Genomic DNA, 15,680 nt, shown 5'->3' on the forward strand with positions numbered 1-15,680 from the left:
TTCTAGGTTCAAGAACAAACAGTATGGGCAATACTGTGATAAACGCTGCACCCCTGGTTGTAGCTATTTTTTTCATAGTGACATTCTCATAACAAGACCCTGCGATTTTTTCTGACTTAGCGCTAATTAGCCAATTAATACAGTTGTACTTCTTATAAATTTTTTTATAAAGAGCATATGAAAATACGACAGCTTAAATATTTCATTGCCCTTGCTGAGGAGCTGCACTTTTTACGTGCGGCTAGACGCTTGCACCTTACTCAACCGGCTCTTTCGTATCAGCTAAAGTCAATAGAGTCTCAATTGAATGTGCAATTGATTGAAAGGGACAGGCGCAGTGTTAAATTGACTGAGGCAGGTAAGTATTTCTACGAAGGCGCCCAAAAGATAATTAAAGACCTCAATACCTTAGAGCGCACCACACAAGAAAAGAGTGAAATTACGCAACCGAAGTTAACCATTGGTTTTGCAGAATACCTTAATTTAGATATTGTGCTGAGCAGTATTTTAGCAACAAAAGCCGTACATCCTAACATTGTTATTCAACAACTGGATTTACCTACACACAGGATCTTCGATGCAGTAAAAGAGCGTGAGATTGATATTGGTTTTGCCTTATTACCCGCTCTTCATCCTACCTTAAAGTACAGGCCTATTGTCAGCGGCAAGTGGGGAATTGTACTGCCTGCCAATCATCCATTGGCACAGCAAAAAAATATTTCTCTTAAGGATATCAATAACCTGCCATGCGTATTTTTTAATAAAGCCATGAATCCGCAACTGTATCAGTGGTGGATGAAAAAATTTGATAACGCCGGGGTTTCAGCTGATATAATATTGCAACCAAAACAAGTGAGCACAGCGCTGCGCATGGTTGCCAATGAATCTGCGGCATTTATAGTTGCTGACTATGTGGTTTCCGATTTACCCACAGGACTCGTTCACAAACCATTCAATTTTGAAAATAACCAACCAACTATTGGCGCAGCATGGCATGAAAACAATTCGTCTAAAGCACTCCAGCTATACTTAAACGAATTAAGACTGAAACTGGAATCTGACGCTTAACAAAGCCCTGACTTTAAAGCTAAGCTTGCTGTCCCTAACCGTTATATTAACAATCGTAGATTCGATTTTGTTTTCAACAATTTGGATTAAAAATATAACTATAACCATCCGCTTTGTGTATAAACCAGACGTAGAGTCAGCTTCTCGCTCTTAAATGAGCCTGCGCCTTAGGTCTATTTTTGTGCCAGAAGCTGGCACTCAATTTAAACAGGTATTTGCATCAATATTACTTATAAGTAATTTTGCCATTCTCCCACGTATTCGCCAGAAATTATTTGGCACGTAGTTAGTCGCGAAAGCAATTGAAGCTTTACATTCAGGAATAACCAATAAGTAGGCATTGGATGCTCTATCTGTTACACCTCCATGATGTAAAACTGTTCTTTTACGTTTTTCTGTGTCCATTAGTTTTATCTTTCCAACCCGCCAACCAAGCGAGTAGTTTTCTGAATTTACCTTCCCGTTTCTCATTTTTATTGGTGTTACCAATAATTTTTTTACCTTGTATGAAAGGTAGCTGTTATCGTACGTGGCTTGAGCCATTTTTACTAAATCAGAAGGAGTAGAGATAAAGCCACCACCACCGAAGAGAAAGCTTCGGTCTCTATGCTTAACGGATTCGATGTATGTCCCGTTTTTACTGTAATCTGAGTAATACATTGCTTCGTTCTTCAGACCCGCAACTGAAGTATCTAGTTCTGTATTTTCCATACCAAATTTAGACCATAAAGATTGTTGTAAAAAGCCTACAAAATCTGTATTTGCTGCTGCTTCGACTACCGCGGATAAAAGGATATACCCATTGGATGAATACTTATAATCGGTGCCGGGTTCGAAAAGTAACGGGTGTTTATCAAATACATAAAAAGCATCTATAGGTTTTTTATGATCTTTCACCTCTTCAAACTCTGCAATATTCCGCTCTGGTGTATCATGAGGAATACCAGCTAAATGAGCAGCTAATTCTTCGACATTAAAAAGTTCGGTATATTTTGGCGTTTTCACGTAGGAGCTAACAGGTGACTTTAAACTAATCTTTTCTGAGTCTATCAAACTGGCCAGAGCCAAGCCTGTCATTGGCTTAGCCAGGCTACCAATAGAGTACTGAGTGTCCTTACTTGCAAGTCGTGAATTATTGATATCAGCATATCCAATCGCCTGAGCAAAAACTATTTCATCCTTGATACCTATGGCAACAGACAATGACGGTAAATTATATTCTGAGCGAATTGACTCCATTTCATTTAAAGTACTCGCGTTCAAATTAGGGCTTGCTACTACCTTAGTCGATAAAGTAATAGCGAAAGTGACCATGCTAATTAATAGTTTTTTAAGCATTTGTAATCCGTATTTTATGTGTAAGAGACGTTTAGTTACTTGATTAAAGTTATCCTGAACCACGTGCCTTTTTAGGTTAAAAGTTGTGCGCTACTTTTAGCGTTAAAGTTGAATAACGTCTATGGGTAAACTGATCACCCTTTACAGTACGCAAGTCCAAAACAGAGATTTATAGCGATTGATCAACATACTCAACAGTATTTGGAACTGTTTACATGTCGAGCGCCTGTACCTGTCTTGCTATACCGAGTAATATGCAACATGGAAGCTTATAGACAACAATAAATGAATGAATAGCTCAGGAAATTGATGAGTAGCTCAGATAAAAAGCTCAAAAGCGCAATGAGCGTTTGGCAATTTTTTCTTTTTATAACAATAGTGTACGCGGTAGGGTTATTTATTACTCATCGTACAACTGTATTTGAAACCATATTTTGGTCTGGTTATCAACTTCAAGCTCTCAACGATCAAGGAACTTGGGTAGACAGCAATAGAATGAAGATTGGTGATAATGAAAAGATTCAAAATATTCGCTTTACCATACATATTGATGATTCTGAAAAATGGAAACAGCCGATTAGCTTAATGATAGGAGGCCCTTTTAGTGCAGAAATATTTTGGGATGGGGAAAATATAGGTAACAAAGGAAGCGCAGGAAATACTATTAATGAGGAAACGATAGGGCCAATCGATTTCTCTTCATTTGTCCCTCCAAGATTATTGCAACCCGGTATTCACCTAATTGAGCTTCGACTTTCAACTCAACACTTGTTAATGAGTGACAGCTCTATTTTGCACTATGTTTGGTTAACTCCGTACCGTAAGGACGGACAACGTGATTTGCGATATTACGTGGCACCACTGCTCATTCTGAGTGGTCTTATTCTCCTTAGTATACAAAGTCTTCGCATTGGACGAAGCGCCGGCAACATAATGCACACAGGCCTTGGAGGATATGGCTTATTTATCATCGTTGTACTGTTGGCAGAAGTATCACGAGCTATTATTAACTACCCCTACCACTACCATGAATTAAGAAGTGTTGTTGGGTGGCTTGGGCTAATGGCTGCGGGATTAACTTTAATATACACCTGTTACAAGGTAATTGACGCGAAGTTTGCAAAAATACCACTTGTATTGGGGGCTTTAATTTCGCTAATAAACAATTACTTACCAACTAACGGTGAAGATTTACAACTAGCAAAGAGTTTTATTTTACTGGTGTTAGCTCCTTCACTTATATTTGCGGTTTTATCATTAAAGAAACGAATCGGCTATCTGTCTACACTTCCCATTTTTTGTATCGCCAGTGTAGTTTCAATAGAATCATCCATCGGTCTATTCCTTGATAGCTTCCTATTTATTGGCTCGTTGATTCTCATTGGTGGTGCTTGGGGGTGGTCCTATGTTGATACAAAAAACCAAGCTGGTGCTCAAAACGCTGATGATGAATTACAGCAGTTCACCATAAAGGATGCCGGTCAAGAAAAAGTAATTCGAGTCTCTGAATGTTACGCTCTAAAAGGGGAAGGTAACTATACCTTAGTAATGTTATTAGATGGTAGCACATATTTACACCAAAACGGGTTGGGCGCAATTATGAATACAGGGCCAGCTAACTTTGTTAGGGTTCATAAGTCTTTCGCTGTAAATTTAAACGTGGTTAGAACCTTAAAGTCAGCTCCAGGCAGTAAGTATTGGCTAGAAATGACAAATCAAGAAAAAATCCCCGTTAGTCGGTATAGAGTTGCTGAATTGAGAGGTTTACTGAAACGCAGCAAATAATGAATGAGTAGACGTCCGCTTTTCACTCGAAGACGAGCTTAGCCAAAGTATGTAACACAGAGGGTATAGACTTTACCCTATTCGCCGTCATTGTCGGGTCGAGTGCCGAGTTTTATAACTGATATATTTTTACAGCTCAGTAACTAAAAACGAGCAACAAAAAGCCATATTCGATTCTTTTTGTTGCTGGTTTAAACATACTTTCAGACTAATCGGTTAGTAGAAAAGTAACATTGGTGACAACGCGAACGTTTTTCTCAATCTTGCGAGTATCGCCGTAGTTCTCACCAATATCTCTAATGACAAAGCCACCTTGAACTGCACTTCTGATGCCACCAACCTTAACACCAGCATTGGTTGCAAATTCGTTGGCTGCCAATCTCGCATTGGTTGTCGCTTCTTTTAGCATTTCAGGTTTGATATCGTTAAGCTTGGTGAAGTGGTAAGTCGGAGCGTAGTTTTTTAAATCTAATCCTTGAGCGATTAATGTATTTAACTTAGCTCTGCCCTGAGAAACCAGCTGTACGTTATTGGTTTGCACCTCAACTTCGCCGACTAAAACGTGCTTTTCATCAACGAGTTTTTGGTTTTCATCGCGAAACTCTTCTTTGACGTAATTGATAACACCTAGCTTGATTTCGCCAGACGAAAAGCCAACTTGTTTTAATAACTCTACGATTTTTTTCTGATCAGATTCACTGTCGCGATAAAGCTGCGCTATGTCGTCGGATTTACTGCCGGTAACGGTGTAACTAATTGACCAAAATGCTTTGTCAGCGGTAACCTTGCGCTCTGCCAAGCCTTTTACTACTGCAGTGTTTAGCGCGACCCTCGACTTATAGAGTGTTTCGCTAATAAAATATCCTGCGCTAGCAATACCACTTGCGACAAGTAATGCTGAAAAAACTAAACCACTACTTTTATTATCCATATCAATAAACGTCCTGTGAAACTTGATGACCTACTAAACTATTTATCTAACCCGTAGTCAATAGCGTAGCGAACCAAACCCGCCGTAGAGTCAATGCCGAGTTTTTGTTTGATATTGCGCTTGTGTGTTTCAACGGTTCTAACACTAACGTTGAGCTCTTGGGCAATGCGTTTGTCATTTAAGCCATGGGATATTAGCCTGAGCACTAACTGTTCGCGACGAGTAACAACACCTCGCTGCTCGCCAGCCAATTCTTTTGACAGTATTTCTGTAACTTCAGAACTAAAATAAGACTTCCCGCTGGCAACTTTTTTGATCGCGGCGATCAATTCATTCCCTGGCACATCTTTCAAAATGTAGCCATTGGCACCGTGGCGCATCGCCGCCAAAATATATTCTTTATTGTCGTGCATGCTCAGCATCAGCACTTTACAATCAAGTTCTTGCTCACGAATTAATTCAAGTACGTACATGCCGTCCATTTCCGGCATATTAATATCCATCAAAACAAGATCAAAACACTGCTGCTGCAATAGCTCAAGTGCCTGTTTGCCGTTTTCGGCTTCTTGCGCGACCTCAATGTCAGGCTCTAGGCTGAGCCGATACTTGAGCCCTTCGCGAAACAAAGGATGATCGTCCGCCAATAGCACTTTTATCATAGCAATTCTCTAACTCTTTATGCTGTCGTCAACATCGGCATTATAGCGCAACTGACTTTTAGGAATATAAGCAAATACACTAGTTTTACGCACGTTCGAGGTGATTTCTAATTTACCTTGATAAAAGTGCAAACGCTCTTTCATATTGCGCAGGCCGATACCTTCATATGCCTTAGTGGATTTTTGTACTGAGTCATAATCAAAACCTTGGCCATTATCAGTAATCTCCAGCACTAACCAATTATTGGCTAAGCTCAACGAAATAAGTACCTCGGTGGCATTGGCGTGACGCTCGATATTGGTAATAGCTTCCTGAGCGATGCGATACAGCGTTGTTTTTAGCTCAGTTGTTAGGACATTGCGCACTGATAGTCGCTTGACCTCAACTTTTATCCCCGTGCGTTTACTAAATTCTTGCCCTAAATCATCGAGTGCTGCACCTAAGCCGTAGTCTTCGAGAATTCCGGGGTGCAACTGATGAGAAATACTGCGAATATCAACCATAATTTTGCGAATTAGCGTCATCGCATGATCAATGTCTTGACTGGCATCGTCTTTGTGTTGGTGTTTTAGTTGTGCGGTTTCCAGTGAAAACCTTGCCGCAGCAACCGTTTGACTAATACCGTCGTGAAGCTCCCGAGAAAAGCGCTTACACTCCTCTTCTTGGGTTTGGAATATGCGCTCATTAAGCTCTCTGAGCTTTTTGTTCGCCAACCGTTTTTCACTGTAACGAATAAACAATCCCGAGGTAAATACAACACCAATGGCGAGAGCACCAATAAACAAGGTCATTCGCCAAGCTTTACTAATGTGTGTACTCATCGCGGTATTGAGTACCGATATTTGCTCATCGATATCGTCGATATAAACACCGGTGCCAATAACCCAACGCCAATTATCTAGCCCTTCAGAGTAAGCCATTTTATTACCGATTTCATGGTCTCGAGAAGGTTGATTAAATACATAACGAGAGAAGCCACCACCCGCTTTGCCCTGTTCAATTAGGCTTTGTATAACCATAACACCGTTAATGTCTTCCATTTCATACCAGTTTTGACCAATACGCCACTCTTGGCCAGGTAACACCAAGTTCACGCCATCGTAATCATAAGCAAAAAAGTAACCATCGACGCCAAAACGCATATCAGCTAAAACTCGTTTAACCTGCTGCTGATAATCTTGTTCACTGAGCTCTTGGCCTTGATAAAGATGATCTATAGCACCGCGAGCAATCGAGACATAGTTTTTGAGTTCTTGTTGGCGATGGTCAATAACGTTTTGTCGATAACTTGTTTCTGCCTGTTCGGCTAGTGCTTTAAATTCGCGCTGAGTCGCGGTAAGCACGGCTGCTAGTGCTATAACTAGCGGCAAAATAGTGATTAACTGCAAGCGATAATTAATATTGAGTTTAGCTGGCATGTAGATACCTCAGCAACGATTAGACATGGCTATATTATCCTATTTTTATCGAGCCGATAACCAAGTCATCATTGATTGCAAATACAAAAAAGCGCTGAAAATCAGCGCTTTTTAGATTGGATTATTTAACTAAGTAATTGGGCAAGTCTTCAACGCTACTACAGCCAAGTTGATTCATAATTTGGGTGAGCTGTAAGGTTAACGAGTTAATCACGTGATAACCGCCTTTGTTACCCAGTGCCCCAACACCATAAACGAACGGTCGCCCTAAAAAGGTAAAGTCGGCGCCACTGGCTAACGCACCAGCGATATTGGTGCCACTGCGCAGGCCGCTGTCCATCATAATCTTAATTTTGCCTTTGTATTTTTCCGATACGTTTTGCAATGGCTTAATCGGTGACTCACCAGCATCGAGCTGACGGCCACCGTGGTTTGACATAATCACGCCATCTGCGCCTAACTCAACGGCTTTGGCAACATCGGCTTCGTTAATTAAGCCTTTGATAACCAGAGGGCCTTGCCAAAAATCGCGAATTGGTTTTAAACCTTCGATATCAACGCGCCCCATCACAGTTTTATTCATAAATGCCGCTAATTCGTCAGTTGGCATATTTTTCGGCATGTAAGGCTTAAGGGTTTGCATTTCAGGCTTACCCGCCAGTGCAGTTTCAACAAACCAAGCTGGGCTAGTGACCATTTGCCAAATATTTTTTAAGGTCATTTTAGGTGGCATCGCCAAGCCGTTTTTAATATCGCGTGGTCGATAACCAAAGGTCGGCACATCTACGGTAACCACTAACACTTTGTATTGCGCCGCTTTAATGCGATTTAGCAAATCGTTGCGAATGCCATCGTCAGTAGGATTGTAAAGCTGATACCAAGCATGGCCTTCAGAGATCTCAGCAATTGACTCTAAACTCGCCGATGACACCGTACTCAAAATGTAAGGCACGTTTTTCTCTTTCGCCGACTTTGCCAAAATTTCAGGTGCTTTGGGCCACATTAAACCTTGTAAACCAACCGGCGCGATACCAAATGGTGCACTGTATTTATGACCAAATATTTCAGTTTCTAAATTGCTGCCGTCGAAGGGTTTCAGTAATTCACTGCGTAGCTGCACGGCTTCAACATCTTGGCGGTTTCGAGCAACGCTAATTTCCTCCATACAGCCGCCGACTAAATAATCGAAGGCAAACTTAGGCATACGTTGTTTAGCGCGGGCTTTTAAGTCGCTAACATCTGGATATCTGGCATCAAAATAGTCTTTCATGATCTCAACTCTGTTGTAAATGATATTCGTCTTCAAGCGGCAACTTATTGCTGGCTTACGGCTGGAAGAGACGATAAATAATTTTGGTTATTATTGTTATAGGTTCAACACTGTAGCGCCAATTCGATTATTAATATATAGTGATTAAATTAAATTATTATTTCTTAAAACAACCTAATAAAGCCAATATTCTGTCATTGACTTAACGATTGTTGAATTAACCTTTTGAACTTGCAATAACACTATGCCTAACGCCAATGATCTCGCCTTGTTTACCCTAGTGGTAGAGGCAAAGTCTTTCAATAAAGCGGCCCAACTCGCCGATTTATCGACACCAGCCTTGAGCAAGAAGATCACAAAATTAGAACGCGAACTAGGCGTACAATTACTCTATCGCACCACACGCAGATTGAGCTTAACGGAAGCTGGCGAGATGCTTTACCAGCACAGTAAAGCGATTAGCCAGCAAGTAAATACCGCGATAAGTGCGGTCAGTAGTTTTAGTGAGGGTCTCACTGGTACTATCAAAATGACGGTGCCAACGATTTCAGGTGAATTGTTGCTAGCAGAAGCGATTGGAGACTTTTGTCAGCAGCACCCGAAACTAACCATAGATATGCGACTTGAAAACGATTTTGTCGATCTTGTCAAAGAAGGTTTGGATTTAGCAATACGAACGGGGATCTTAGAAGATTCAAGCTTGATAGCCAAACCATTGATTCAATCAAAATGGGTGGTTTGCTGCGCGCCAAGCTACATTGCTAAATATGGCAGCCCGACCAAACCAGAGGACTTGACCCAGCACAACTGTTTAGCCTACACCTATCAAGCTGCTGGCTCCTATGACTGGCGCTTTAAAGCCAAAGTTAACGCTAGCGCTAAAAGCAAAGTAGCCGAAGAGCAGATCATTAGAATTTCGGGTAACTATTCGACCAATAACTCTCAAGCCCTGCGCAAAGCCGCGCTGGCCGGTTATGGTATTGTTTACATACCTAAATGTTGCGTATATGAAGATCTACAAGCTGAAAAATTAGTACAGCTATTGCCTGACTACCAAGCGCGTGAACTCGGCGTTTACGCCCTCTACCCTTACACAAAACACCAACCGGCCAAAATTGCCCAATTAATCGAGCACATCAGGCAAGCGTATCAAGCTAAGGCTGAGTACTTTGGTTAATTTCTAATTGACGCTTTACTACTTGGATAAACTGCTCTGGTTGATCTAGGCCAAGATAAATTAAGTTGCCATTTTTCAATTTAAGACGAACATTGGGATGACCAAAGAAGTTATAGCGCTTGATATAACTAGCTCTAGCAATGCGTTGGTGATTCACTTGCACGGTTTCAATGGTTGCAAAATCAACTGCACGACTGTTGTAGATGCCAAAACGAATTAAAACGCTTGTCGGTGTTATCGATATTGGTCTGCGAGATACCGCGCGGTACTCCGCGATAAAAAACACTAAACTCAATAGTGTCAGCCCGCTAATGACATTGGCTGCTATTGGCGACCAAATAAAATGTATAAGTAGATGGGTTATCGGTAATTCAAAGGCAATAACTAAGATAAAACCAAGTAAATTGGTCTTAGTATCATCTTTGTTATGGTAGCTAAAGTGTTGACCTCCGATAAACTGATTCGACTTTATTCGGTTGGCAAACAGTAAATAACTCCATACTCTCACTTCAAAGCAAATTAGTTTACTGGTAATGGTTTTTCCCAAGTATTTTTCTACTGGGTGAGATATTGCAAAATCAGGGTCAACATTTTGGTTAAATCGCGCTTTTATTGCCAGAATCACTGTTGTTATTGAGACAAGTTCAACAACTAGAAAAATCGCTAATAACAAATAACGGCCAGATTCAAAATAAGACCAGAGCATTTTTGAATGTTGGGGAATAACCCAGCTGCCCAACAAAACAATTAGGCTGCTATATACCAAGGCTTTAATCGCTGCCTCTTTTTTGTCTTTTATACACAAAAAACACAAGACAGGCAGCACTAAAAAGCCATCAATCATTAACAGCCATTCTGGTTTGTAGCTGCCATAATCATTAAGCGCATTACTCGATAAATAGTAGTAACTCCAAAAACCAGATATCAGGAGTAAAAAAATAAGAGGTAGATGCGCCTTTGACAGTTTGTTTGTTAACATCATCATCTCATCCCTCTGAATTGCAATGTTATCTACAATACTCTGATTTAAGTCTCACAACCACTTCTCTACACGAGTTGCTACAAATATTATTTAGCCAATGGCGGCGGTGACAACAGGCGTGCGTGTACCGTCACTTCTTCTCTGTCGTAATACAAATGTTTGGCGTAAAGCTCGTATTTAACATTGTGCTCGGCAAAACCATCTTTAATGGTTTGCAAGTCATCCATCACTTGCTGGTAACGACCTTTCATTGGCAGTTTTAAGTTGAACATGGCTTCTTTACAGTAGCCGTGTAACAGCCAGTTCATCATCAGCTTGGCAACTCGTTGCGGCTTTTCAATCATGTCACAAACTAACCAGTAAACATTTTGTTTGGCAGGAACAAATTTAAAACCGTCCATTTGATAATGCTTAACTTGGCCGGTTTCCATCAAAGATTCAGCCATCGGGCCATTATCAACTGCAGAAACCATCATGCCACGACGCACCAGCTGATAGGTCCAGCCACCGGGAGCTGAACCAAGATCAACCGCATTGAGGCCAGACGTTAAGCGGCTGTCCCAATCTTTTTTCGGAATAAAATAGAGAAACGCTTCATCGAGCTTAAGGGTTGAGCGACTTGGTGCCTGGCTCGGAAACTTGAGCCTTGGAATACCCATCACGTGTTTTGAGCTATTGCTGCCGAGCGAATAGCCTAAAATAACTTCTTGACCACTAAAGAACAGCGCGTGAAGGTTAGCACCAAAGTCATCACCTTGTTCGGTCAGTATTTTCTTTTTGCGCAGCGCTTGTCTCAGTGGCACGGCCAACTTGCGGCAAAACTTCGACAGTGCTTTACCGTCGTTAGTATCAGTGGTTTCCATACGTAAATCGGCGTACTGCCAATCACCGCCTAGCGCATCAACAATTGCTTCTACTCGATTGTAATCCGGCAGCTCTATTTTATCGGTCAGCGTTAAAAACCACTGGCGAGCAAAAATCAAACGCTTTAGCGGCAAACGCTCAATAAGCACTTCGCCATCTTCTGGGTTATGCAGGTGAAAAAACACTAAGCCTTGGTTTTTATTTAAGGTTATATAGCCATAAATTTCATTCCAAGCGGCTTTTTCTTGAATTTCAGCGCCACACTCTTTTTCAAAGCCGGGGCGACAATACAAAACGATCGCGGTCATAACCTTTCTCTAAACTCTTTTAATTCAATGCTGTTGGCTGCTTACACAATTACTTTTACTTGCTAGCGTGTTTTTAGCAAGGGAATAGCTAACGTCAGCCAAGCAATGGCAAGCGTTAAGCCACCAAAAGGTGCAAACTTACTGAGCCATGCGATATCGAGCAGTGTTTTAAAATACAAGCTGCCACAAAATAACAGCATACCTAAACAAAACCCAAGTGCAGGGATAAGCCATAAATGTTGCTTAGTGACTCTATAAGCGATAATCGCAGCAGCTAGTGCTAGTGTGTGTAAAAACTGGTAACTGTGTGCCTGCTCTAACCGAAAGAGCAGCTCAGCCGCTAAACTTTGGCCACCATGAGCCAACCAAGCGCCGAATAGTACAGAAAAAGCGCCGCTGACGCTAACAAAAAACACTAAAAAGGCGCTGATTTTGCCATAACGCGCGTGTATTACGTCGGTATTAGTTGCCGAACTGATATTAGCTGTGTTCATCAATAAACTCCGATATCAGCACTGCTGCCTTGTCTAAGTGCTGCTGTTGATTAAACCCTGATTTAACTCTTGGCTTGAGATCGTGATCACCATCAATAAAATATTCAACGCGGCAACTGGCTGGTAAAGGGTACGTTTCAATCTCTTCTTGACTGCCGAGCTTATCTCGTTGCCCCTGGCAAATAAGCACTGGCTTTGAGCTTTCTTGCAACGGCGCCAGTCTGGTGTTTTCTGGTTTAGCGATGGGATGAAACGGATAGCCCAAGGCAACCACACCACTAACCTTGCCCGCTAGCGTTTCAATATCGGTAATACAGCTGTCTTGACCAAGTTGAGATAACATTTTCTCACCCAGTTCATCGTGTAACAAATCACTGGCTATGGTTGCCGCAACACGACTGCCCATTGACTTGCCGACCAAAAAAATAGGTAGCTTAGTGTCAACAGCGCTCAGCACTTCAAGATAACGGGCAATGAGTTTGGGCATTCTATCCGGCGGTCTTCGCTTACCGTCTTGCGCTCTTTTATCCATGTAAGGGAAGTTAAAGCGCAATACTGACAACCGCTGCTGATTCAGCAACTGGCTAAAACTAGACATAAATTCATGATTTAAATCGGCACCAGCACCATGGCTAAACACAATCAGTGCTTTGGCTTGCTCGACAAGGTCGAGTTTAACGCCGATATCTTTGGCTAAATTATTTAAGCTAACATCATCAATCACGCATTATCTCCATTGGCTACTTCTTCTTGTGCCACCGTGGTTAGTACCCAATCGCGAAAAGCCGATATTTTACCGACATCAATTTGGCTTTCACGACAAACTAAGTAACGGGCGCTGCGACTGACGAGCACCTCTTCAAACGGACAAACCAAGCGACCAGAGTCGATATCCGGCTTTGCCAAAACACTATTCGCTATCGCAACCCCTTGGCCGTGAATTGCCGCTTGTAGCACCATCGCAGAATGACTAAAGATCGGGCCATGGTTAACGTTTATTCCCTTAACGCCAACGTCTTTTACCCAGCGCTTCCAATCGCGACGGGTTTCATCGTGTAATAAGGTATGGTTAGCCAAGTCTTGTACCGTTAACAACGGTTTTTTACCAGCTAATAGCATCGGCGAACACACAGGTACATAATACTCTGTGTGTAATTTATCGGCGTGAACATTTGGCCAGCGGCCTCGTCCATAATAAATCGCGACATCAACATCTTCAGTCAATGAGCTGTCGGGTTGGTCGACCGCCTTGATCCTAACATCGATCTCTGGATGCAAGCGATTAAACTCATTTAAACGGGGAACTAGCCATTGGATCGCAAAGCTAGGTTGTAAACTAACAGTTATAGCCCCTTTTGCTCCTCGCGCTAATAGTTTTTCGGTTGCATCGTGCAGGGAATTAAAAATATCTTTGATATCGAGATAATAACCTTGGCCTTCCTCAGTTAATAACAAAGCGCGATTTTTTCGCATAAAAAGTTTTAAGCCAAGATGTTCTTCCAGCGATTTTATTTGATGACTAATCGCCGCTTGAGTAACGAACAACTCTTCAGCAGCTTTAGTAAAGCTCAAATGTCGCGCCGAGGCCTCAAAAGCTCTAAGCGCATTTAGTGGTGGGAGTCTAGCAGCCAAGTTAATTCCCCTGTGGCATTCTTATTATGTAACCTAAACAAAATGACAGATTTGTGAAATCAGCGTTAAACGTCATGCTTTTATTCATTAGAAAAACTAATGAATAACATTATAAATCGTCATTTCTCAAGACGCCATCTTTTCTTTAGAATGTGCAGCATAGATTGAGGACTCAATCTTGAACTCAAACCAAACCCGCTAACGGCTACTTATTGAGACAAGGGTATTAGCGCGTTGCAGAATGAGAGTGTCATTGACTGTCCCCCCAACCAGCAGTCAACCGCTAAAGAAGCAAGTCCTACATCTATCTTTGGGTATTAGTAGTAACCTCTAAATAGGATTAGGCACAATGAAAGTAGTAAAAATTTTAGCAGCTATTGCTGTATTAACCAGCGCAATGTCAGTTCAAGCTAACGCTTTGGTTAAAGCTGAACAGTTAAACAAAAACGTTTTAAATGAAAGCGTTAAAGCAGAATTAACCGTTGCAATGACTAGTTTAACGATTCAAGTTGACAACACAGCTAAACAAGCTCAAAAAATCCTTGTTAAGCAGTCTTACCAACTTGCTTCTCAAAAAACAGCACAATTGGCACAAGCCGATACATTTGCTGAATAATATGTTGTTGTCAAACAACAAAATGCTCGCAAAATAAAGCCGGGATTTAGCGAATAGCTAACCCGGCTTTTTTATGTTCAGGATGAACGGTCAGTTTTTTTGTTCCAGACAAAAACTAAGTACCGACATCCATCTCGGCAATAACGCAGTGCCATGGCCTTTTACGCCATCTGTGGCTCTCAAGCCGTTAATACGTCCATGTATGTCAGATGGCAAAGAGCGCATACATTTACGGACGTGAAGAAGAACGCACCTGCCCCAAAGCCTAATTTACCCGGTAATCAGTGGCTCAAAACCTTTAACCAATTCGTCTACCGCTTTCATTTGAGCCAAATACGGTTCCAATTTATCTAAAGGCAACGCGCACGGACCGTCACATTTCGCTTGATCAGGATCTGGGTGTGCTTCAATAAACAAGCCTGCAATACCCAATGCCATGCCACTGCGTGCTAACTGAGCTGCTTGCGCTCTGCGGCCATCAGCAGAGTCGCTGCGCCCACCAGGTCTTTGCAACGCGTGAGTTGCATCAAACATCACTGGTGCATAGTTTTTCATTTCGTCCATCGCCAGCATATCTACCACTAAGTTGTTATAGCCGAAACAACTACCGCGTTCACATAAAATCACTTGCTCATTACCCGCCTCAGCAAACTTTTTAATGATGTGACGCATTTCATGAGCGGCCAAAAACTGTGGCTTTTTAACATTGATTACGGCATCAGTTTTTGCCATCGCGACGACTAAATCAGTCTGTCTCGCCAAAAACGCGGGTAATTGGATAATATCAGCAACTTCGGCTACCGGCGCAGCTTGATGTGGCTCGTGCACATCGGTAATCACAGGTACGTTAAAAGTCTGTTTGATTTCTTCAAAAATCTTTAACCCTTGCTCCAAACCAGGCCCGCGATAAGAGGTCACCGATGAGCGGTTGGCTTTGTCGAACGACGCCTTAAATACATAAGGAATATTGAGTTTATTGGTCACTTCAACATAGTGCTCGGCAATTTTCATCGCTAAATCGCGTGATTCAAGCACATTCATGCCACCAAATAGCACAAACGGTTTGTCGTTTGCGACTTCAATGTTATCCAATTTAATGGTTTGTAAACTCATTTATTTAGCCTTTTAAAAATATAA

At 41.8% G+C, this 15,680-nt stretch carries 15 protein-coding genes; 4 read left to right on the forward strand and 11 right to left on the reverse strand.

Features of this window, described 5'->3' with window-relative positions:
• Positions 1–177 precede the first annotated feature (177 nt).
• Complete coding sequence (locus tag J7384_RS00855) at positions 178–1,068, forward strand: LysR family transcriptional regulator (protein ID WP_209110270.1); 891 nt, start codon at positions 178–180, stop codon at positions 1,066–1,068.
• A 198-nt stretch (positions 1,069–1,266) separates the two neighbouring features.
• Here the strand turns inward: J7384_RS00855 and J7384_RS00860 are convergent, their stop codons facing one another.
• Complete coding sequence (locus J7384_RS00860) at positions 1,267–2,406, reverse strand: serine hydrolase domain-containing protein (RefSeq protein ID WP_209110276.1); 1,140 nt, start codon at positions 2,404–2,406, stop codon at positions 1,267–1,269.
• A 309-nt stretch (positions 2,407–2,715) separates the two neighbouring features.
• Here J7384_RS00860 and J7384_RS00865 point away from each other — a divergent pair, with 309 nt between their 5' ends.
• On the forward strand, positions 2,716–4,191 hold the full coding sequence (locus tag J7384_RS00865) for a LytTR family DNA-binding domain-containing protein (protein WP_209110278.1): 1,476 nt from the start codon (positions 2,716–2,718) through the stop codon (positions 4,189–4,191).
• Between the two features lie 208 nt (positions 4,192–4,399).
• Here J7384_RS00865 and J7384_RS00870 read toward each other — a convergent pair whose 3' ends face one another.
• The 4 genes from J7384_RS00870 to J7384_RS00885 form a co-directional block, all read right to left on the reverse strand.
• Positions 4,400–5,122 carry an SIMPL domain-containing protein gene (locus J7384_RS00870; protein ID WP_209110280.1) on the reverse strand — a complete coding sequence of 241 codons (723 nt, stop codon included), beginning with the start codon at positions 5,120–5,122 and terminating at the stop codon, positions 4,400–4,402.
• 38 nt (positions 5,123–5,160) lie between these two features.
• Positions 5,161–5,781 (reverse strand): response regulator transcription factor, encoded by a 621-nt coding sequence (locus J7384_RS00875; protein ID WP_209110281.1) that lies wholly within the window; start codon positions 5,779–5,781, stop codon positions 5,161–5,163.
• A gap of 9 nt (positions 5,782–5,790) precedes the next feature.
• Positions 5,791–7,200 (reverse strand): cache domain-containing protein, encoded by a 1,410-nt coding sequence (locus tag J7384_RS00880; protein WP_209110283.1) that lies wholly within the window; start codon positions 7,198–7,200, stop codon positions 5,791–5,793.
• Positions 7,201–7,321: 121 nt separating this feature from the next.
• Positions 7,322–8,470, reverse strand: a complete 1,149-nt coding sequence (locus J7384_RS00885; RefSeq protein ID WP_209110285.1) for an alpha-hydroxy acid oxidase — start codon at positions 8,468–8,470, stop codon at positions 7,322–7,324.
• 244 nt (positions 8,471–8,714) lie between these two features.
• Here J7384_RS00885 and J7384_RS00890 point away from each other — a divergent pair, with 244 nt between their 5' ends.
• Entirely contained in the window at positions 8,715–9,647 is a 933-nt protein-coding gene (locus J7384_RS00890) for a LysR family transcriptional regulator (protein ID WP_209110287.1), read from the forward strand.
• Here J7384_RS00890 and J7384_RS00895 read toward each other — a convergent pair.
• The 5 genes from J7384_RS00895 to J7384_RS00915 form a co-directional block, all read right to left on the reverse strand.
• Positions 9,625–10,632, reverse strand: a complete 1,008-nt coding sequence (locus tag J7384_RS00895; RefSeq protein ID WP_209110288.1) for a hypothetical protein — start codon at positions 10,630–10,632, stop codon at positions 9,625–9,627. The two genes, J7384_RS00890 and J7384_RS00895, sit on opposite strands and share 23 nt — an antisense overlap.
• 83 nt (positions 10,633–10,715) lie before the next feature.
• The gene (rlmM, locus tag J7384_RS00900) at positions 10,716–11,801 is read right to left on the reverse strand and encodes a 23S rRNA (cytidine(2498)-2'-O)-methyltransferase RlmM (RefSeq protein ID WP_209110290.1); all 1,086 of its coding nucleotides are present in this window, start codon (positions 11,799–11,801) and stop codon (positions 10,716–10,718) included.
• Positions 11,802–11,863: 62 nt separating this feature from the next.
• Entirely contained in the window at positions 11,864–12,295 is a 432-nt protein-coding gene (locus tag J7384_RS00905) for a DUF423 domain-containing protein (protein ID WP_209110292.1), read from the reverse strand.
• Positions 12,282–13,019 carry an alpha/beta family hydrolase gene (locus J7384_RS00910; RefSeq protein ID WP_209110294.1) on the reverse strand — a complete coding sequence of 246 codons (738 nt, stop codon included), beginning with the start codon at positions 13,017–13,019 and terminating at the stop codon, positions 12,282–12,284. The genes J7384_RS00905 and J7384_RS00910 overlap by 14 nt, the downstream gene beginning before the upstream one ends.
• Positions 13,016–13,927: a transcriptional regulator GcvA gene (locus J7384_RS00915; protein ID WP_209110296.1), complete on the reverse strand. Its 912-nt coding sequence runs from the start codon at positions 13,925–13,927 to the stop codon at positions 13,016–13,018. Before J7384_RS00915 ends, J7384_RS00910 begins: the two co-directional genes overlap by 4 nt.
• A 349-nt stretch (positions 13,928–14,276) precedes the next feature.
• Here J7384_RS00915 and J7384_RS00920 point away from each other — a divergent pair, with 349 nt between their 5' ends.
• On the forward strand, positions 14,277–14,543 hold the full coding sequence (locus J7384_RS00920) for a hypothetical protein (protein WP_209110297.1): 267 nt from the start codon (positions 14,277–14,279) through the stop codon (positions 14,541–14,543).
• Positions 14,544–14,813: 270 nt separating this feature from the next.
• Here J7384_RS00920 and kdsA read toward each other — a convergent pair whose 3' ends face one another.
• Entirely contained in the window at positions 14,814–15,656 is an 843-nt protein-coding gene (gene kdsA / locus J7384_RS00925) for a 3-deoxy-8-phosphooctulonate synthase (protein ID WP_209110299.1), read from the reverse strand.
• Between the last annotated feature and the right edge of the window lie 24 nt (positions 15,657–15,680).

Source organism: Endozoicomonas sp. G2_1, assembly GCF_017744155.1.
Taxonomy (GTDB): Bacteria; Pseudomonadota; Gammaproteobacteria; order Enterobacterales; family Alteromonadaceae; genus JAGHQT01.